The organism is Streptomyces sp. NPDC047130, from assembly GCF_040643475.1.
Taxonomy (GTDB): domain Bacteria; phylum Actinomycetota; class Actinomycetes; order Streptomycetales; family Streptomycetaceae; genus Streptomyces.
In genome coordinates this window covers 335912-354190 of sequence record NZ_JBEYUK010000002.1, presented here as the reverse complement: position 1 = coordinate 354190, position 18279 = coordinate 335912, and the positions used below count along the sequence as shown (strand labels likewise).

Genomic DNA, 18279 nt, shown 5'->3' with positions numbered 1-18279 from the left:
TAGGGTGTCACCGACTGTCACACTGTCACCCGCCCGAACGGCGTGGCCGGCGAAGGGAAAGCGAGACGATGGCGATCGAGGTCGGCAACCGGGCCCCGGACTTCGAACTGAGGGACAACCACGGCAGGACTGTGCGGCTCTCCGACTACCAGGGCGACAAGAACGTGGTGCTGCTCTTCTACCCGTTCGCCTTCACCGGTGTCTGCACCGGCGAGCTCTGCGACATCCGGGACAACCTGCCGGCCTTCGTCAACGACGACACCCAGGTGCTCGCCGTCTCCGCCGACTCCATCCACACCCTGCGGGTCTACGCCGAGCAGGAGGGCTTCGAGTACCCCCTCCTGTCCGACTTCTGGCCGCACGGGAACGTGTCGCGCGCCTACGGCGTCTTCGACGAGGAGAAGGGCTGCGCGGTGCGCGGCACCTTCATCATCGACAAGGAGGGCGTGGTGCGCTGGACGGTCGTCAACGCCCTGCCCGACGCGCGCGACCTGAACGACTACGTCAAGGCACTCGAGACCGTGTGACGGGTTCTCCGCCCGCCGGGCGGGAACCGGTCACTACGATCGGTCCTTGATTGCCTACCGACGCATCACTCGACGAACTCGGGGCTCCCCGCCCCCGGACAGCAAAAGGGAGGACTCGTGGGAGTCAGCCTCAGCAAGGGCGGCAACGTTTCGCTGAGCAAGGAGGCGCCCGGCCTGACGGCGGTCATCGTCGGCCTCGGCTGGGACGTCCGCACGACCACCGGCGCCGACTTCGACCTGGACGCGAGCGCGCTGCTGCTCAACGCGGCCGGGAAGGTCGCCAGCGACGCGCACTTCGTGTTCTTCAACAACCTCACGAGCCCCGACGGCTCGGTGGAGCACACCGGTGACAACCTCACCGGTGAGGGCGAGGGCGACGACGAGCAGATCAAGGTCAACCTGGCGGCGGTCCCGGCCGACGTCGACCGGATCGTCTTCCCGGTCTCGATCTACGAGGCCGAGGCCCGCCAGCAGTCCTTCGGCCAGGTCCGCAACGCCTTCATCCGCGTGGTGAACCAGGCCGGCGGCGCCGAGATCGCCCGGTACGACCTCTCCGAGGACGCCTCCACGGAGACCGCCATGGTCTTCGGCGAGCTCTACCGCCACGGCGCGGAGTGGAAGTTCCGCGCGGTCGGCCAGGGCTACGCCTCCGGCCTGCGCGGCATCGCGCAGGACTTCGGCGTCAACGTCTGACGTCACCCGGCCAGGGTTCACGCCCCGGGTCCCGGACCGGCCCCCGCACCCGCGGAGCGCCGGGCCGGGCCCCGGGGCGCGGTCGACACCGCGGCCGGCGGACGGCCGGGGCGGCGCCTCGGCGGTCCGCGGGGCGTGCGGCGCCACGGCTGTCCGCGGGGCGTGCGGAGCCTCGTCCCGCACGCGCCGCTCCACGCGGGGCGTGCGCACGGCACCGCTCCACGCCGCGCTGCACCGCTCCACGCCGCGCTGCACCGCTCCACGCCGCGCTGCACCGCTCCACGCTGCGCCGCGCCGTTCCGCGCCGCGCGGTCGTCCGCACATCATCCGCACGAAGGGGAGGATCCGTTCATGGGCGTCACGCTCGCCAAGGGAGGCAACGTCTCCCTCTCCAAGGCCGCCCCCAACCTCACCAAGGTGACGGTCGGGCTCGGCTGGGACGCGCGCTCCACCACCGGCGCGCCCTTCGACCTCGACGCCAGCGCGCTGATCTGCGGGGCGGGCGGCCGCATCCTCGGGGACGACTGGTTCGTCTTCTACAACCAGCTCACCAGCCCCGACGGTTCGGTGACCCACACCGGCGACAACCTGACCGGCGAGGGGGACGGCGACGACGAGTCGATCGTCGTGGACCTCTCCCAGGTGCCGGCGCAGTGCGAGCGGATCGTCTTCCCGGTGTCCATCCACGACGCCGACCTGCGCGGCCAGAGCTTCGGCCAGGTGTCCAACGCCTTCATCCGCGTGGTGGACGACGCCGACGGCCGGGAACTGGCCCGCTACGACCTCTCCGAGGACGCCTCCACGGAAACCGCCATGATCTTCGGCGAGCTGTACCGCTACCGGGGCGAGTGGAAGTTCCGCGCGGTCGGCCAGGGGTACGCGTCGGGTCTGCGCGGCATCGCGCTGGACCACGGTGTCAACATCACCTGAGGCCCGGACGTCACCGGGGCGCGACACAACTTTAGACTGCGGGGTCAACGCAGAGTAAAGCCGGGTGCGGGGCGGTCCCCCGCCACATGATGGGGTAGCCAGTGGTTCTGAAAACCTTCGGCTGGTCGTTCGCGGTCACCGCGATCGGCCTGGTCGTCGCATTCTTCTACGGGGGCTGGACGGGCTTCGGCGTCGTCGCCATCCTGTCGATCCTCGAGATCTCGCTGTCCTTCGACAACGCGGTGGTCAACGCCGGAATCCTCAAGAAGATGAGCCCCTTCTGGCAGCGCATCTTCCTGACCATCGGCATCCTGATCGCCGTCTTCGGCATGCGGCTGGTCTTCCCCGTCGTCATCGTCGCCGTCAGCGCCCAGCTCGGTCCCATCGAGGCCGTCGACCTGGCGCTGAACAACAAGGATCTCTACGAGCAGTACGTGACGGACGCCCACCCGGCGATCGCCGCGTTCGGCGGTATGTTCCTGCTGATGATCTTCCTCGACTTCATCTTCGAGGACCGGGACATCAAGTGGCTGACCTGGCTGGAGCGCCCGCTCGCCAAGCTGGGCAAGGTCGACATGCTGTCGGTCTGCATCGCGCTGATCCTGCTGCTGATCACGGCGATGACCTTCGCGACGCACGCCCACACCCACACCGGCCACGCCGACAAGTCCGGCACGGTGATGCTGGCCGGCATCGCCGGTCTGATCACCTACCTGGTGGTCGGCGGCCTCTCCGGCTTCTTCGAGGACAAGCTGGAGGAAGAGGAGGAGCGCGAGCACGAGGCGGAGGAGAAGGCCGTCGCCGAGGGCAAGCCGCGGTCCGCGGTGATGCTGGTCGGCAAGGCCGCCTTCTTCATGTTCCTCTACCTGGAGGTCCTGGACGCGTCGTTCTCCTTCGACGGGGTCATCGGCGCCTTCGCCATCACCAACGACATCATCATGATGGCGCTGGGCCTGGGCATCGGCGCGATGTACGTCCGTTCGCTCACCGTGTACCTGGTCCGCCAGGGCACCCTGGACGACTACGTCTACCTGGAGCACGGCGCCCACTACGCGATCGGCGCCCTGGCCGTGATCCTGCTGATCACCATCCAGTACCAGATCCACGAGATCATCACCGGTCTCATCGGCGTCTGCCTGATCGGCGCGTCCTTCTGGTCCTCGGTCCGGCGCAACCGCGCGCTGGCGGCCGCGGAGGGCGGCTCCGGGCACAAGGCGAAGGCGTCTCCTGGCGTGTGACCTTCGGCAGGTCCCTCTCGCCGGGTGTACCGCACCCTTCGGCAAGGGAACGCTCTCTGCGGGGCGGTCGTCGAGGACGAGCAGTCGTCCTCGGGCCGCCCCGCGGCGCGTCGGTCGCGGGGCGAGTCACGAGATGTGAGGGGTGGACGGGATGGCTTCCACGGAACAGGGATCCGGGGAGCGGGGTGCGCGGCAGGGCTTCGCGCCGTTCTCGGGGTTCTCCGGATTCTTCGACGGGCTGCGGCCGTGGCACGCGGCCGGGTTCGACACCGGGGGCGCGCGGGGCGGGCCGGTCCGGCTGACCGGCCGGCGGCGCCGGGTCTCGCTGACCAAGCAGGGCGCCGACACCGGCAACCTGCGGGTCCAGCTCGCCTGGCGGATGCGGAGCTCCGACCTGGGCGGCGGCGCCCGGGCGAGCCTGCTGCGGCATCCGCTGCGGGCGCTGAAGCCGCCGGAGATCGTCGGGCACACCCAGTCCATGGTCCGCGTCGACCTGGATCTCGGCTGCCTGTACGAGCTCACCGACGGCTCCAAGGGCGTCGTGCAGCCGCTGGGGCGCCTCTACGGGGCGATCAACGAGCCGCCGTACGTGAAGCTGGACGGCGACGACCGGGCGGGGTCCGGGTCCGGCGAGACCATGCACATCAACCTCGACCACCGGGGCGACGTCCGGCGGCTGCTGGTCTTCGCCTACATCTACGACGACACCCCGGCCTTCGACCGCACCGAGGCGACGGTGACGCTCTTCGCCGGGGCGGACCCGGTGATCGAGATCGACCTCGACGAGCGGCAGCCGCAGGCGCGGTCCTGCGCGGTCCTCATGATCGAGAACGTCAAGGGGGAGATCTTCGTCCGGCGGGAGGCGCGGTACGTGTACGGGTTCCAGGCGGAACTCGACCGCCTCTACGGCTGGGGCCTCAACTGGGGCCGCGGCCACAAATCCACCCCCCGCTGACCCGATGCCCCGCTGACCCGACGCCCCGACGCCCGCGAGGGGCTCCGCCCGGCACGGGACCGGTGCTACGGCGCGGGTGCGGTGCCTTCGGGGCGTCGGCCGGTCCGGGGCGTCAGCGGGAGAGGAACTGGGGGCCCATCGGGGGGAGGCGGAACTCCTGGTCGCCGACGGGCTGGGGGTAGCCGTACGCGGAGGCGTGGGCCGGCACCCGCTGCGCCGGAGCGGGCTGCGGATACCCGTACCCCGCGGGCGCCTGCGGCGTGGCCGGCGGCGGATACCCGTACCCCGGTGTCGTCGGCGGCGCCGCCATCGCGGGCGCCGTGACCTCCTCCGCCGGCACCGCGGCCGACGGCCGCGAGAAGTCCGGCCCGCCCTCCGCGGCGGCCCCCTCCGAAGGCCCCCCGGCCGCGTCGCCCTCCGGCTCCTCCACCGAGATGCCGAAGTCCGCCGCGAGGCCTTCGAGCCCGTTCGCGTACCCCTCCCCGAGGGCGCGGAACTTCCAGCTCCCGCCCCGGCGGTACAGCTCGCCGCAGAGCATGGCGGTCTCCTCGCCCGTCTCCGGCACGATGTCGAAATACGCCAGCGGATCGCCGTCCGGCACGTCCGCGTCGTACAGCAGGATGCGCAGGTCCTCCACGCGGGAGAACGGGACGCCGTCCGCGGAGGCGACGACCAGAACACGGCCGACATCCGCCTCGACACCGTCGAGGTTCGTCTGGACCGTGTCGGTGAGGCCCTCGGTGACGCGCTTCTTGCCGAGCCGCCAGACCTTCCCGGAGGGATGCCGTGGCTGGTTGTAGAAGACGAAGTCCGCGTCGGACCGCACACGACCGTCCGCCCCGAGCAGCAGCGCCGAGGCGTCCACGTCCGGCGCCCCCGGTCCGGCGGACCACCGGAGCACGGCGCGTACCGTGCCCGCCTCCAGCGGGACGTTCGACCCCTTCAGCATCGCGTGCGTCATGCGGGCAATCCTGCCCTCTGGCTCTGGCCAGGACAATGCGGGGGTGCCGCCGGACCGGACCGCCCCCGGGCAGGCTTCGGGTGAATCCGAGCGGACATATGCCTGTCACCGGAACTTCACGGACCCCGGGAACTGCAGAAATCGATCCGTACGTACTATTACCGGCCACCCTTTTCGGCCGCTGATCCACACGGGGGACCCCCAATGCGTCACTTCGGGCACGTAGCCCCGGAGGTGCGAGAGCGCCTCTTCCACCAGGAGCCCTGCGCGTTCACGGCCGATTCGCCCGCTCCGGTCCTCTCCGCGGCGCTGGGAGCCACCCTCTACAGCCCGGCCACCCGTCCCCGGCTGGCCGACGACGTGCTGAAGCAGGCCGCCCGCGGGGTCGTCTCGATGGTGCTGTGCCTGGAGGACTCCATCGACGACGCGGACGTCGAGGCCGGCGAGGAGAACCTGGTCCGCCAGTTCGCGGAACTCGACGCCCGGCTCGGCGACACCTCCGGCGAGCGGCTGCCGCTGCTGTTCGTGCGGGTCCGGCACCCGGGCCAGATCGGCGACCTGGTCCGCAGGTTCGGCGCGTCCGTCCGGCTGCTCTCCGGTTTCGTGGTGCCCAAGTTCACCCCCGTACGCGGCACGCCCTACCTCGAGGCCGCCGCCGACGCGGAGACGTCCAGCGGCCGGCGGCTGTTCGTGATGCCGGTCCTGGAGTCCCCGGAGCTGCTGTACCTGGAGTCCCGGACCGAGACCCTGACCGGGATCTTCGACGTGGTGGACAAGTACCGCGAGCGGGTGCTGGCGCTGCGGCTCGGCGTCACGGACTTCTGCTCCGCGTACGGCCTGCGCCGGGCCCCCGACATGACCGCCTACGACGTGCGGATCGTCGCCTCGGTCATCTCCGACGTGGTCAACGTCCTGGGGCGGGCCGACGGCACCGGATTCACCGTCACCGGCCCGGTCTGGGAGTACTTCCGGCTGCAGGAACGTATCTTCAAGCCGCAGCTGCGGGAGAGCCCGTTCCGGGGCGAGGCGCAGGAACTGCGTGAGACCCTGATCGAGCACGCCATGGACGGCCTCCTCCGGGAGATCGCCCTGGACCGTGCCAACGGACTGCTGGGCAAGACCTGCATCCACCCCACGCACGTGCAGCCGGTCCACGCGCTGTCCGTCGTCAGCCACGAGGAGTTCTGCGACGCGCAGGACATCCTGCGGCCCGAGCGGGGCGGCGGCGGGGTGCTGCGGTCGGCGTACACCAACAAGATGAACGAGGTGAAGCCGCACCGGGCGTGGGCGGAGCGGACCATGCTCCGCGCGGAGGTCTTCGGCGTCGCCCACGAGGACGTGGGCTTCGTCGACCTGCTCGCCGCGGCCGCCGACGCCTGCCCGTGAGGGACACCGCGCCGCGGCGACCGCCCGGCGGCCCGCCCGCGCCACGACGAAGTGGCCCGCCGCCGCGGCACGCCCGGCCGCCCCGGCTGCCGCACACGGCGGTGCGGGGCGTGGGGAGGGCGGCCCGGACCGCCGCACACGGCGGTGCGGGGCGTGGGGAGGGCGACCCGGGCGATGACGCAGGCAGACGGTCGCCGGCACCTGGTGGCGCACGCCACCGAGGCGCCGGCCGGACACACAAGGGACACATGAAGACAGCCGACACCACCGAGGACCGCTCCGGGACCTGGACCGGCACCTGGGTCGCCGAACGGCTGGGCCTCGCCCTGGAGGGCGACCCGGCCCTGCGCGACCTGCTGGGGCTCGCCCTGCGCCGCAATCCCCGGCGGGCCCACCTGCTGGTCTCCCACGTCCTCGGCAAGCACGTGCCGCAGTCGCCCGCCGTGGTCCACGGACACGGCCTCGCGCTCGGCCGCAGGGTTCGGGACCTGCTGGGCGCCGAGGAGGCCGCCCGCGCCGTCGTCCTCGGCTACGCGGAGACCGCCACCGGCCTCGGCCACTCGGTCGCCGACGGCCTCGGCGACGCGCCCTGCCTGCACTCCACCCGCCGCCCCGTCCCCGGCGTGGAACCGGCCGGCGGCTTCGAGGAGTCCCACTCCCACGCCACCAGCCACCTCCTGCTCCCCGAGGACCCCGCCCTGCTCGCCGGCGACGGGCCACTGGTCCTGGTCGACGACGAGTTCTCCACCGGCAACACCGTCCTCAACACCATCCGCGCCCTGCACGCCCGCTACCCCCGCGAGCGGTACGTGGTGGTCGCCCTGGTCGACACCCGTTCCCCCGCCGACAGCGGTCGGCTCGCCGCCTTCGCGCGGGAGATCGGCGCCCGCGTCGACCTGGTCGCCACCGCCTCCGGCCGGGTCCGGCTGCCCGAGGACGTCCTGGAGAAGGGCCAGGCCCTGGTCGCCGAGCACGAGGCCCGGGCCGAGGCCGCCGCCCCCCGCACCGCGGACCTGGTCCCGCAGCAGCGCACGGCCGCGGCCTCCGCCGTCCGCCGGGTGGACCTCGGCTGGCCCGACGGCCTCCCCGACGGCGGCCGGCACGGCTTCACCCCCGCCCACCGCGCCCGCCTCGACGCCGCCCTGCCCGCCATGACCGGCCGCCTCACCGAGGCGCTCCCGTCCGCCGCCCGCCGCGGCGGCCGCGTGCTCGTCCTCGGCTCCGAGGAGCTGATGTACGCCCCGCTGCGGCTCGCCGCCGAGCTCGAGCGGAACCTCCCCGACACCGACGTGCGGTTCTCCACCACCACCCGTTCACCGGTCCTCGCGGTCGACGACCCCGGCTACGCCATCCGCACCCGCCTGGTCTTCCCCGCCCACGACGACCCGGCCGACGGCCCCGGCGACCGCTTCGCGTACAACGTGGCCGGCGCCGGCTTCGACGCCGTGATCGCCGTCGTCGACTCCACCGCCGACACCTCCGCCCTGCACGGCCCGGACGGCCTGCTCGCCCAGCTCGCCGCGCACACCCCGCAGGTGCTGCTCGCCGTCGTCCCCAGCCACGTCCCCGCGAGGACCGCCCGTCAGGGCGCTTCCGCGCGCGCATCCGAAAGGCCCGCCATGCTGCCAGAGCCCCTCCGCGGACCGGACTTCTCCTCCTACGCCCCCGACGAAGTGGGCTGGCTCCTGCAGGACCTCTCCGACATCACCCTCGAGGCGCCCACCGAGGAACGCGAGGAGGCGATCCAGAGCGGCGGCGCCCACTACGCCGAGTCGCTGCCCGTCGAGTACCAGCCCAGCGACGACTACCAGCGGCTCTTCCACGCCGCCCTGGAGACCTCCGCCGCCCGGATCGCCGAGGCCGTCGGCGTGGTCACCGAGACGGTGCTGGCCGAACGCGCGCCGCGCTCGGGGCAGACCGTGCTGGTCTCCCTCGCCCGCGCCGGCACCCCCGTCGGCGTCCTGATGCGCCGCTGGGCCCGCCACCGGCACGGCCTCGACCTCGCGCACTACGCCGTCTCCATCGTCCGTGGCCGCGGCATCGACGCCAACGCGCTGCGCTGGCTCGCCGCCCACCACGACCCGCGCGACGTGGTGTTCGTCGACGGCTGGACCGGCAAGGGTGCCATCACCCGCGAACTGGCCGCCGCAATAGAGGAGTTCGAGGCGTCCGAGGGCATCACCGGCTTCGACCCGGAGATCGCGGTGCTCGCCGACCCCGGCTCCTGCGTGCGCACCCACGGCACCCGGGAGGACTTCCTCATCCCCTCCGCCTGCCTCAACTCGACCGTCTCCGGCCTGATATCGCGCACCGTGCTGCGCGCCGACCTGGTCGGCCCGCACGACTACCACGGCGCCAAGTTCTACCGCGAACTGGCCGCATCCGACGTCTCCGTCGCCTTCCTGGACGCCGTCTCGGCCCACTACGACGACGTCGCCGACGCCGCAGAGGCCCGCGCCAAGGAACTCCTCGCCGCCGACCGCACCCCCACCTGGGAGGGCTGGGCCGCCGTGGAGCGGATCAGCGAGGAGTACGGCATCCACGACGTCAACCTGGTGAAGCCCGGTGTGGGCGAGACCACCCGGGTGCTGCTGCGCCGGGTACCGTGGAAGATCCTCGCCCACAAGGACGCGGGCGCCGACCTTGACCACGTCCGGCTGCTCGCCGCCCAGCGCGGGGTGCCGGTCGAGGAGGTGGACGACCTGCCCTACAGCTGCGTCGGACTGATCCACCCGCGCTTCACGCGCGGCGCCACCGGCACCGACGGACGGGCGGTGGCCGCGCGATGACCGAGTCCTCCACCGCCGAGTCCTCCACCGCCGAGGCCCCCGACCCCCGGTCCCGTGCCGCCGAATCCCATACCGGCGGCCCTCGCGCCGTCGTCGCCAGCGACCTGGACCGGACCCTCATCTACTCCACGGCCGCCCTCGCGCTCACCATGCCGGACCCGGACGCCCCCCGGCTGCTGTGCGTCGAGACCCACGAGCACCGACCGCTCTCCTTCATGACGGAGACCGCGGGCGAACTCCTCGCCGAACTCGGCGAGACCGCGTGGTTCGTGCCCACCACCACCCGCACCCGCGCCCAGTACGAGCGCATCCACCTGCCGGGTCCCGCGCCCCGCTACGCGATCTGCGCCAACGGCGGCCACCTGCTGGTCGACGGCGTCTCCGACCCGGACTGGCGGCGCACGGTCGACGCCCGCCTCGCCGACGAGTGCGCGCCGCTCGGCGAGGTCTCCGACCACCTCCGCCGCACCGCCGACCCCGCCTGGCTGCGCAAGCACCGGGTCGCCGAGGACCTCTTCGCCTACCTGGTCGTCGAACGGGACCTGCTGCCGCCGCAGTGGATCAAGGACTTCGCCGAGTGGGCCGAGAACCGCGGCTGGACGGTCTCCCTCCAGGGCCGCAAGATCTACGCCGTGCCCAAGCCGCTCACCAAGAGCGCCGCGGTCCGCGAGGTAGCCCGCCGCACCGGGACCGGCCTGCTGCTCGGCGCCGGCGACTCCCTCCTGGACGCCGACCTCCTCCTCGCCGTCGACCGCGGCTGGCGCCCCAACCACGGCGAACTCGCCGACACCGGCTGGGGCGCCCCCACCGTCGTCCCGCTGGTGGAGCGGGGGGTCCTCGCCGGGGAGCGCATCCTGCGCGAGTTCCTCGCCGCGGTGCGGGGGTAGCGGGGGGCGGGGGACGTGGGGGGCGCGCACGTTGCGGTGGGGCCCTGTTCGCCCGCCCTGCTTGCCCGTCCTGCTCGCCTGCCCTGTTCGCCCGTCCTGTTCGCCCACCCTGCTCGCCCGCCCTGCTCGCCCGCCCTGTTCGCCTGCCCGTGCAGGCATGGCGGCGGGGCGGGCGCTGCGGCGGGGTCCTGCTTCCGCCGCGGTGGCTGCCCGTCGGCCCCCGCCGCTTCGCCCCGCTCGACCGGGCCCCGCGGTGCACGACGTGGCCCGTGGACGCCGTGGTTCCGCCGGATCCCGGCGCGGGGCGGGCCGACGCGGGCGGCGCTGCCGACGCGGGCCGGGGTGGGGCTGGGGCTCGCTGGGCTCCGCGGCTCGGCTCTCCTCGACGGTTTTCCACAGGGCCAGGCCCCGCAGCCGCGGCCGGAACGCATAATGAGGCCATGCCTCGTTACGAGTACCGCTGCCGCACCTGCGGCGACACGTACGAACTCAGCCGCCCCATGGCGGAGTCCTCCGCCCCCGCCCCCTGCCCCGCGGGCCACGAGGACACCGTGAAGCTCCTCTCCACCGTGGCCGTGGGCGGCCGCTCCGGCGGCTCGCCGGCTCCCGCCCCCTCGGGCGGCGGCGGTGGCGGCTGCTGCGGTGGCGGCTGCTGCGGCTGACCCGCACAGCGGCCGGTCCGCTCCCGCCCGGAGGTCATGGAAGTCCCGGAGGCGCCCCAGAGGCAGAGAGGCCCTGGAGGCTCCCGGGGGTCCCGGGGGTCCCGGGGGTCCCGGGGGTCCCGGAGGTCACGGAGGTCCCGGAGGGGCGGGCCGGGGCCCGGCCGGTCCCGGCCCAGGACCTGGCGTAGGCCCTGGCGGGTTCCGGTCGGTCGGGGACCCGTCCGGTCACCCCGCCGCGCGTTCCTCACGGATCGCAGCGACCACCCGTGCCACGTCCTCCCGCACCGCCTGCGTCTCCCGCAGGAACCGCCACCAGTCCGGGTGCCGCGCCCCCTCCACCGCCGCCGCGGCGCGATCGAGGCGTGCCGCCGCCGCGTCCAGGGGACCGGCGTGCCGCGGGTCCGGGCGGTGCCGTCCCGCCATCGCCAGCCGCTGCGCGTCCCGCACCGCGAACCGGGTGCGCTCGGTCTCCGCGCCGGGGTCCTTGCGCACCGCCTCCAGCAGCCGCAGCCGCTCCCCGACCGCGGACACTCCCTCGTCCGCGGCGTTCAGCAGCGCCCGCACCGTCGCCAGCAGCGCCGTGGCGTCCGCCCACCGCTGCTCCTGACGGGCCGCCCGCGCCTCGGTCAGCCGTTCCCCGGCCTGGGTGACGTTCCGCTCCGCCAGCTCCGGCACCTGCTGCAGGTCCTCCCAGCAGGCCAGGGTGAAGCCGCGCCGCAGCTCGCTCAGCAGCGGCTCGACCTGGTCGGCGCGGGTCTCCAGCGCCTCGGCCCGGGTCCGCAGCGACACCAGCCGCCGGTCGATCTCCGCGGCCCGCTCCGGCAGCCGCGCCGCCTCCGCACGGACCGCCTCCGCCTCCCGCGTCACCCGGTCGGCACGATCCAGCGTGGCCGTCGCGCCGTGCCGTCCGGCGCCCTCGTTCAACAGGGTCAGCTCCGGCCCCAGCGCGGCCAGCCGGGCCGCGAGGTCGTCGGCGCGCAGGCCCGCCCCGCGCGTGACGTCCAACTGCTCCGACGCCGCCCGCAGCGCCTGCCGCGCCCGTTCCACGGAGGGCGCCAGTCGGGCCAGCCGCGTCTCCGCCTTGTCCAGCAGGGGCCCGAGCCCCTCCGCGAACCGTTCCAGCTCGCGCCGCACCTGCTCCAGCTCGTCCTTCGCCCGGGTCAACTCGGCACGCGCACGGCCGGCGGTGGCGGCGTCCAGGTCGTCCCGGTCCAGGTCATGGGCGTCGATCGCCTCGATGTACCGGTGGCTGGCCTCGTCGACCCGCCGCCCGAACTCCTCGAACGACGCGAGCGCCCGCCGTGCCTCGGGCGACTCGTCGACGGCCCGGATCGTCTCCAGCGACAACCGCAGCTCCCGCTGCGCGGTGTCGAGCTCGTAGAAGGCCTGCGCCGCCTGGTCCTTCGCCTCCTGCGCCTGCGCCCGCCGGTCGTCCGTCCGCCCCCCGAACCACCGCCGCGTCCCGCCGCCCGTGAAGGCCCCCGCCACCATCGACGTCAGCAGCAGCGGCAGCGCCAGCAGCGCCACCACGTCCTTGACCGGCCCGGGCGTCCACGACTTGTCCGACACATCCACTCCCCGTCACCGCCGGGCCGACTCCGCCATTGTCCCACCTGTGTCGACGCACCACACGGCCCGAGCAGTTCGCCCCCCGGACGCGGAGTTTGCGGGAGTGCCGGAGCGGCAGGGTAGGCTGTCGGCTCGTATTGTCCTGCGCGCGTAGCTCAGCGGTAGAGCGCCGCCCTTACAAGGCGGATGTCGGCGGTTCGAAACCGTCCGCGCGCACCGGCGAAAAGGCCCCCGCGAGCACCAGCCGCGGGGGCCTCGCACTGTTCCGGCCCTCTTTGCCGCCTCCGGTGGCGGCACCGACGGGGGGCCTGCCGGACCGAGGGCGACCTGGGCGGGAGCCTGCGAGATCGCCATGGGCGGGGCCGCCGGATTCGGTCGGCGCGGTTGGAGGAGTGGGCCCGCGGAACCACCCTCGACGATCTGGCTCAGGCCCGGCCGATGGTGGCCCGCCACATGGGCTGCGCGTAAGGACTGGTACCGGGACCACCGCTACCGGCTTCTCGCGTTCGAAAGGCCGGGGAGGTACAGCGTCTTCGCCTTCCCGGAGGCCGGCGGGACCGAGGCGTTGATCGTCCAAAAGGCAAGGAGCTGGCTGCGGAGCACCTACGGCACGGTGCCCGCGGACCAGCCCGCCATCACCAACGCGGCCGCTTCCGCGGAACCGCTGGAGGAGTGCGGGGAGGGTGGGCGCTCCTGAGTCCGGTGCGGGCCGTGAGTCCTGACCGGGGCCTGCAGACGGCGTCATGCGCTGTCCCGGTGTTCGTCATGGGCGTGCTTGAGCCCCGAGCGGGCCTCCGGGGCGTCGGGACCCTGTACCTCCTTCCAGAAAGGGTGCGTCGTCACGAACACCGCCAACTCGTGCTCCCGGCGGCGCAGCTTCTCGACCTGTTCCTGTTCGTCCGGCGTCCAGCCGGGGGAGGCGGGACGCTCGACCTTGCGCCAGCCGTTGTCGTCGCTGAAGCCGTCGTGGGGGTCGACGGACCAGGGGAGGCGCTTGAGGAGGGCCGAGAGCTCGGCCCTGACCTGGTGCAACTCCGCCTGACCGTCGAGCAGGTCGCTCGGAAAGTCGTAGGTCTTGGCCACGTCGGCAATGCTACGCCTGTTCGATTTAGTGAGGCGAGTTCGACCCGATGGTTTCCCTCGAACGGGTGTCCTGCGTTGTCGGTGTTTGATCGCCGGACGGCGAAAAGTCCGTGGTGGGTCCCACTCCAATCCGTCTACGTTCGCCTGCGTGACCGACGAAGGCTTCCGGCATACCCGGCTCGCGGCGCTCTACGACCCGCTGGACCCCGACCGCGGTGATCTCGACGCCTATCTGCGGATGGCGGAGGAGTTCGGGGCGCGCCGGGTGCTGGACATCGGCTGCGGCACGGGGGTCTTTGCCCTGCTGCTGGCCGAGCGGGGGATCGAGGTCGTGGGCGTCGATCCCGCCGCGGCGTCCGTCGACGTCGCGCGGGCGAAGCCGGGGAGCGGGCGGGTGCGGTGGATCCACGGGGACGCGACGGAGCTGCCGCCGCTGCGGGTGGACCTGGCGACGATGACGGCGATCGTCGCCCAGGCGATCGTCGCGCCCCAGTCGTGGCACGGGACCCTGGAGGGCGCCCGCGCGGCGCTGCGGCCCGGCGGGCGGCTGGTGTTCGAGACGCGTGACCCGGCCCGGCGCGCCTGGGAGGAGTGGACGCGGGAGAGGTCCTGGCAGGTCACGGAGGTGCCGGGGGAGGGGGCCGTCGAGAGCTGGGTCGAGCTGGTCGAGGTCGACCCGCCGCTGGTGAGCTTCCGCTGGACCTACGTCTTCTCGTCCGACGGAGCGGTGCTCACTTCGGACTCGACGCTGCGGTTCCGGGACCGGGACGAGGTCGAGCGGGACCTGGCCGGGCACGGTTTCGCGGTGGAGGGGATCCGGGACGCGCCGGACCGGCCGGGGCGGGAACTGGTCTTCGTCGCGCGGCGGACGTGAGCGCCGCACGGGGGCGGGCGGCCGTGAACCGTGCGCCCGGAACCGTGCGGCACGGGCCGCCCACGCGCCACACTGGACGTATGTGTCGCAGCATCAAGACGCTCCGTCCGCCGGCGCTGCCGGACGAGGCCACGGAGGAAGAGATCAGGGCCGCCGCGCTGCAGTACGTGCGGAAGGTCTCCGGGTTCCGCGCGCCCGCGGCGCACAACCGCGAGGTGTTCGACGCGGCGGTGGACGCGGTCGCCTCGGCGACGGCGGACCTGCTCGCGCAGCTGGAGGTGCGGGGGAGCGGCGCGAGGGCCACGACGGGCTAGGCGGCGCCGCCGCGGTCCCTGGCCCGGGTTCCCGCCCGGGTTCGGTCCTCGTGCGGCCTTCCGGCCTTCCGTCAGGTGCCCGGGTTCGGTGCCGGGTGCCGGTGCCGGGTGCCGGGTGCCGGCGCCCTCCGCGCCTCCCGCACCGGTGCGCGCGGGCGCGGTGGAGCGCGCGCTGGGCCGAACGGGGGACAGTCTTCGCAAGGCACGGAAAACGGACCTGCGGGACGAGTAGAAACGGACGCGAAGTCCACCGGACGCGGAAACGTATCCCCATGCCTCACGGCCGGGGTCACGGGTGCGCGTCATGGATCGTCCTGGAGGGAACCTTGGGTATCCGCCACATCACCGCCACCACCGTCGCCGCCTTCGCCCTGGTCGCGGGCCTGGCCACCGGAACCGCGTCGGCCGCGCCGACCGCACCGGAGACCACGGCCTCGCAGAGCGCCGGCGTGGACCGCTGCCACAAGCACCGGGACCACGACCGCCACAACTGGCGCGGCGACCGCTGTCGGGACCGGCACGACCGGTGCTGGCGCCGTGACCGCGACCGTGACCGCCGCGACCACGGCAGGCACCACAGCCGCGACTGCGACCGCTGGGACCGGGACCGCGACCGCGACCGCTGGGACCGGGACCGCTGGGACCGCGACCGCGACCGGTACGACCGCGACCGCCGCGACCGTGACCGTCGCCGCTGACCGGTGACCGCTCAGCCCCTTCGGATCTCCGCCCCCGTCGGCCCCCGCCGGCGGGGGCGAGTCGTGTCCGTGTGTCCGCGGCGCGGTGGCCGGACCGGCCGGAGACCGGAGCCCGGCCGGAGACCGGAGCCCGGCCGGAGCTCGGTCGGGGTCCGGCGGGGGCCTGGTGGGTGGCCGCCGAGGCCGCCGAGGCTGCCGAGGCTGTCGGTCCCGCAGCGAGGTGGCTGACTCAGGTCGTCGCCGAGGGAGCGGTGTCGCCGAGGGGGCGGCGGAGCAGGTACGCGGCGGCGGCCCCCGCGAGGAACAGGGAGAGCACCGAGACCGCCATGGTGATCCACCCGGCGCCCAGCCACTGGCCGCCGAAGTAGCCGAGGGCGATGCTGTAGCCGGCCCAGCTCACGCCCGCCAGCACCGACCAGGGCAGGAACTGGCTCACCCGGCGCTGCGCCACGCCCGCCCCCAGGCTGACCACCGAGCGGCCGGCGGGAGCGAACCGGGCGACCAGGAAGAGCGCGCCGCCGCCACGGGCCAGGGCCGCGCCGAGCCGGGCCTGCGCGGTGCGCAGGCGGCGCGAGCGGGCCAGCACCCGGTCCAGGCACGGGCCGCCGCGCAGGCCGATCCGGAAGGCGGCCAGGTCACCCAGGACGGAAGCCGTCGTGGCGCACAGGGTGAGGACGATCAGGTCGGGGACGTCCGTGGCCGTGCCGGACACCGTGTCGGCACCGGCCGCGGCGGCTCCCGTTCCCGCCGCCGCCGCGGTGGCGGCGGCCGCGACCAGCACGCCGCTGGGCAACACCGGCAGGAAGACGTCCAGCAGGATGGAGATCACGATCAGTCCGTAGATCCACGGACTGGTGGCCAGGGTTCCCACGCTCTCCCACACGGCTCTCTCCCGGACCTCTCCCGGCTGTTACCGGGCCGCGGCGTCGCAGGGAGCTGCAGGGGCGGCCGATGACGGACGACTGGCAAGAGACTACGCCGATCAGGTGATTGACGTTCCTCGGGGGCACGTATGTCCACAAGGTCCCGTTCCTCCTTGTGCCGGTGTCGACGAGCGCGGCGCGGCCTCCTCCCGTATCAACGGGAGTGCCGACCGACGGCGAGCAGTGACCGAATGACCGACAGTGAGGAGCGGGTGGAGATGGCAGTTCGGGCGGGAGTGTGCGCGGGTGTCGTGGCGATGGCCGTGCTGGGGACGGGCGGGATCGCCGTGGCGGGCGGCGACGGTGGGCAGCACGCCCACGGCGGGAAGCCGGGTTTCCGGATGACGACGGAGGGCGTGTTCGCACCGAAGAAGACCGCGACCACGGCGTTCACCTACGACAAGAAGCTGGTTCCGGTGGGCTCCTGGGTGCAGGTCGGGCAGCGGACGGCTCCCGGCGGGGCGACCACGGTGACGCTCCGGGTGAAGGGGCTGAAGGCGGGCCACGCCTACGGCGTCCACGTGCACACCAAGCCGTGCGCCGCCGACCCCGCCGCGGCCGGCGGGCACTACCAGCACAAGCCGTCCACCGACCCGGCGGCGGTCAACCCGCGCAACGAGGTCTGGCTGGACTTCACGGCCGACGCGAAGGGCTCCGGCAAGGCCTCGGCCCATCACGACTGGGGCTTCCGCAAGGGCGGGGCGTCCTCCGTGGTGATCCACGACGAGCCCGGATCCTCGGGCGCCCGCGTCGGTTGCTTCACCGTGCCGTTCGGGTGGACGACCGCGAAGTGAGACGACGGAGCGGGGCGCCCAGCGAGAGGGCGCCCGGCCCGGTGACGACGAGAAGGAGGAAGGACCAGCAGAAGAGGGCGGCCGGCTCACCACCGTTCAGCAGCGGCCACAGGTCGCGCGCCTGGTGGACGGAGAAGTACGCGTAGGCCATCGAGCCGGAGCAGACCAGCGCGGCGGCGCGGGTGCCGAGTCCCAGGAGGACGAGGGCGCCGCCGACGAGCTGGATGACCGCCGCGTACCAGCCGGGCCAGGCGCCGATCGGGGCGGTGCCCCCGGTGCCGTGGGCGCCGCCCAGCACGCCGAAGAGCGAGGCGGCGCCGTGGCAGGCGAACAGCAGGCCGGTCACGGCGCGGAAGAGGGCCAGGACGTAGCGGCGGGCCGTCGCGATGCCGAGGTCGACGGCGAGCGCGAGGGAGGCGGGCCGCCCGTCCCGGGGCGCGGGGGCCGCCGCCGCGGCCACGGCGGTCCCGTGCGCTTCGGCCGCGGGGGAGGCCGCCGGTACGTCGGAGGAGGGTGCCGGCACCTCGGCGGCCGGGGCGGGCAACGGGGTCGACAGGGCGGGCGTCGCGGTCGACAGGGCGGGCGACTCGGCGCAAGGGGCGGGCACCTCGGCGCGGGGTGCGGGCGACTCGGCGGACGCGGCGAGCGACTCGTGGGTGGGTGCGGGCGACTCGGCGGTGGACGCGCTCACGCCGGCGGTGGGTGCGGGCACCTCGGCGGTGGGCGCGGGCACCTCGGTGGTGGTGGCGGACCTCTCGACGGAGGGGGCGGGCACTCCGGCGGTGGGCGTGGGTGCGTCGGCGGGTGGGCCCTGGGCCGCGGCGGCCGCGGCGGAGGTGTCGTGCGAGGCGTCGTTCGAGGCGTCGTGCGAGGGCTGGGGCATGGTGGGCTCCTCGGGATGGGCCGATCGAGGACAGTGTGATCGGACCGAGGAGCCCCGCCCCGGCCGTGGCCCACCAGGTCACCAGGGAGAGTGACGGCGGGGCCGCGGCCGGG

The 18279-nt window shown here is 73.8% G+C and carries 18 protein-coding genes and 1 tRNA gene; 14 read left to right on the top strand and 5 right to left on the bottom strand.

Going from position 1 to position 18279, the window contains the following annotated elements:
* The first annotated feature begins 68 nt into the window (after positions 1-68).
* The 5 genes from ABZ836_RS04145 (at position 69) to ABZ836_RS04125 (ending at position 4343) form a co-directional block, all read left to right on the top strand.
* Positions 69-527 (top strand): peroxiredoxin, encoded by a 459-nt coding sequence (locus tag ABZ836_RS04145; protein ID WP_361139052.1) that lies wholly within the window; start codon positions 69-71, stop codon positions 525-527.
* A gap of 117 nt (positions 528-644) precedes the next feature.
* Positions 645-1220 carry a TerD family protein gene (locus ABZ836_RS04140; RefSeq protein WP_356131264.1) on the top strand — a complete coding sequence of 192 codons (576 nt, stop codon included), beginning with the start codon at positions 645-647 and terminating at the stop codon, positions 1218-1220.
* 351 nt (positions 1221-1571) lie between these two features.
* Complete coding sequence (locus tag ABZ836_RS04135) at positions 1572-2150, top strand: TerD family protein (RefSeq protein WP_356131262.1); 579 nt, start codon at positions 1572-1574, stop codon at positions 2148-2150.
* 101 nt (positions 2151-2251) lie between these two features.
* The gene (locus tag ABZ836_RS04130; protein WP_361139047.1) at positions 2252-3388 is read left to right on the top strand and encodes a DUF475 domain-containing protein; all 1137 of its coding nucleotides are present in this window, start codon (positions 2252-2254) and stop codon (positions 3386-3388) included.
* A 151-nt stretch (positions 3389-3539) separates the two neighbouring features.
* A complete protein-coding gene (locus ABZ836_RS04125; RefSeq protein WP_361139044.1) occupies positions 3540-4343 on the top strand; it encodes a Tellurium resistance in 804 nt (267 codons plus the stop codon).
* A 112-nt stretch (positions 4344-4455) separates the two neighbouring features.
* On the opposite strand, the gene ABZ836_RS04120 is transcribed toward ABZ836_RS04125, so the two are convergent.
* Complete coding sequence (locus ABZ836_RS04120; RefSeq protein ID WP_356131256.1) at positions 4456-5304, bottom strand: TerD family protein; 849 nt, start codon at positions 5302-5304, stop codon at positions 4456-4458.
* A gap of 204 nt (positions 5305-5508) precedes the next feature.
* Between ABZ836_RS04120 and ABZ836_RS04115 the strand changes: the two genes are divergently transcribed.
* The 4 genes from ABZ836_RS04115 (at position 5509) to ABZ836_RS04100 (ending at position 11028) form a co-directional block, all read left to right on the top strand.
* Entirely contained in the window at positions 5509-6690 is a 1182-nt protein-coding gene (locus tag ABZ836_RS04115; protein ID WP_361139040.1) for an HpcH/HpaI aldolase/citrate lyase family protein, read from the top strand.
* A gap of 248 nt (positions 6691-6938) precedes the next feature.
* Positions 6939-9479: a phosphoribosyltransferase gene (locus ABZ836_RS04110; protein WP_361139037.1), complete on the top strand. Its 2541-nt coding sequence runs from the start codon at positions 6939-6941 to the stop codon at positions 9477-9479.
* Complete coding sequence (locus tag ABZ836_RS04105; RefSeq protein WP_361139034.1) at positions 9476-10366, top strand: HAD family hydrolase; 891 nt, start codon at positions 9476-9478, stop codon at positions 10364-10366. Before ABZ836_RS04110 ends, ABZ836_RS04105 begins: the two co-directional genes overlap by 4 nt.
* 440 nt (positions 10367-10806) lie before the next feature.
* The gene (locus ABZ836_RS04100) at positions 10807-11028 is read left to right on the top strand and encodes a zinc ribbon domain-containing protein (protein ID WP_356131248.1); all 222 of its coding nucleotides are present in this window, start codon (positions 10807-10809) and stop codon (positions 11026-11028) included.
* Positions 11029-11253: 225 nt separating this feature from the next.
* Here the strand turns inward: ABZ836_RS04100 and ABZ836_RS04095 are convergent, their stop codons facing one another.
* Positions 11254-12519: a hypothetical protein gene (locus ABZ836_RS04095; RefSeq protein WP_361139352.1), complete on the bottom strand. Its 1266-nt coding sequence runs from the start codon at positions 12517-12519 to the stop codon at positions 11254-11256.
* A gap of 222 nt (positions 12520-12741) precedes the next feature.
* Here ABZ836_RS04095 and ABZ836_RS04090 point away from each other — a divergent pair.
* Positions 12742-12813: transfer RNA gene (locus ABZ836_RS04090), tRNA-Val, on the top strand.
* Positions 12814-13338: 525 nt separating this feature from the next.
* Here ABZ836_RS04090 and ABZ836_RS04085 read toward each other — a convergent pair.
* Positions 13339-13680 carry a hypothetical protein gene (locus ABZ836_RS04085; protein WP_356131245.1) on the bottom strand — a complete coding sequence of 114 codons (342 nt, stop codon included), beginning with the start codon at positions 13678-13680 and terminating at the stop codon, positions 13339-13341.
* A 148-nt stretch (positions 13681-13828) separates the two neighbouring features.
* On the opposite strand from ABZ836_RS04085, the gene ABZ836_RS04080 reads away from it, so the two are divergent.
* From ABZ836_RS04080 to ABZ836_RS04070, 3 genes are all read left to right on the top strand, one after another.
* A complete protein-coding gene (locus ABZ836_RS04080) occupies positions 13829-14554 on the top strand; it encodes a class I SAM-dependent methyltransferase (RefSeq protein WP_361139031.1) in 726 nt (241 codons plus the stop codon).
* Between the two features lie 80 nt (positions 14555-14634).
* The gene (locus ABZ836_RS04075) at positions 14635-14868 is read left to right on the top strand and encodes a DUF2277 domain-containing protein (protein ID WP_356131243.1); all 234 of its coding nucleotides are present in this window, start codon (positions 14635-14637) and stop codon (positions 14866-14868) included.
* Positions 14869-15194: 326 nt separating this feature from the next.
* On the top strand, positions 15195-15566 hold the full coding sequence (locus tag ABZ836_RS04070; protein ID WP_361139027.1) for a hypothetical protein: 372 nt from the start codon (positions 15195-15197) through the stop codon (positions 15564-15566).
* 229 nt (positions 15567-15795) lie between these two features.
* On the opposite strand, the gene ABZ836_RS04065 is transcribed toward ABZ836_RS04070, so the two are convergent.
* Complete coding sequence (locus ABZ836_RS04065; RefSeq protein ID WP_361139024.1) at positions 15796-16449, bottom strand: VTT domain-containing protein; 654 nt, start codon at positions 16447-16449, stop codon at positions 15796-15798.
* Between the two features lie 231 nt (positions 16450-16680).
* On the opposite strand from ABZ836_RS04065, the gene ABZ836_RS04060 reads away from it, so the two are divergent.
* Positions 16681-17283 carry a superoxide dismutase family protein gene (locus ABZ836_RS04060; RefSeq protein WP_361139021.1) on the top strand — a complete coding sequence of 201 codons (603 nt, stop codon included), beginning with the start codon at positions 16681-16683 and terminating at the stop codon, positions 17281-17283.
* On the opposite strand, the gene ABZ836_RS04055 is transcribed toward ABZ836_RS04060, so the two are convergent.
* Positions 17249-17671, bottom strand: a complete 423-nt coding sequence (locus ABZ836_RS04055; RefSeq protein ID WP_356131579.1) for a DoxX family protein — start codon at positions 17669-17671, stop codon at positions 17249-17251. The genes ABZ836_RS04060 and ABZ836_RS04055 overlap by 35 nt on opposite strands.
* Positions 17672-18279 lie beyond the last annotated feature (608 nt).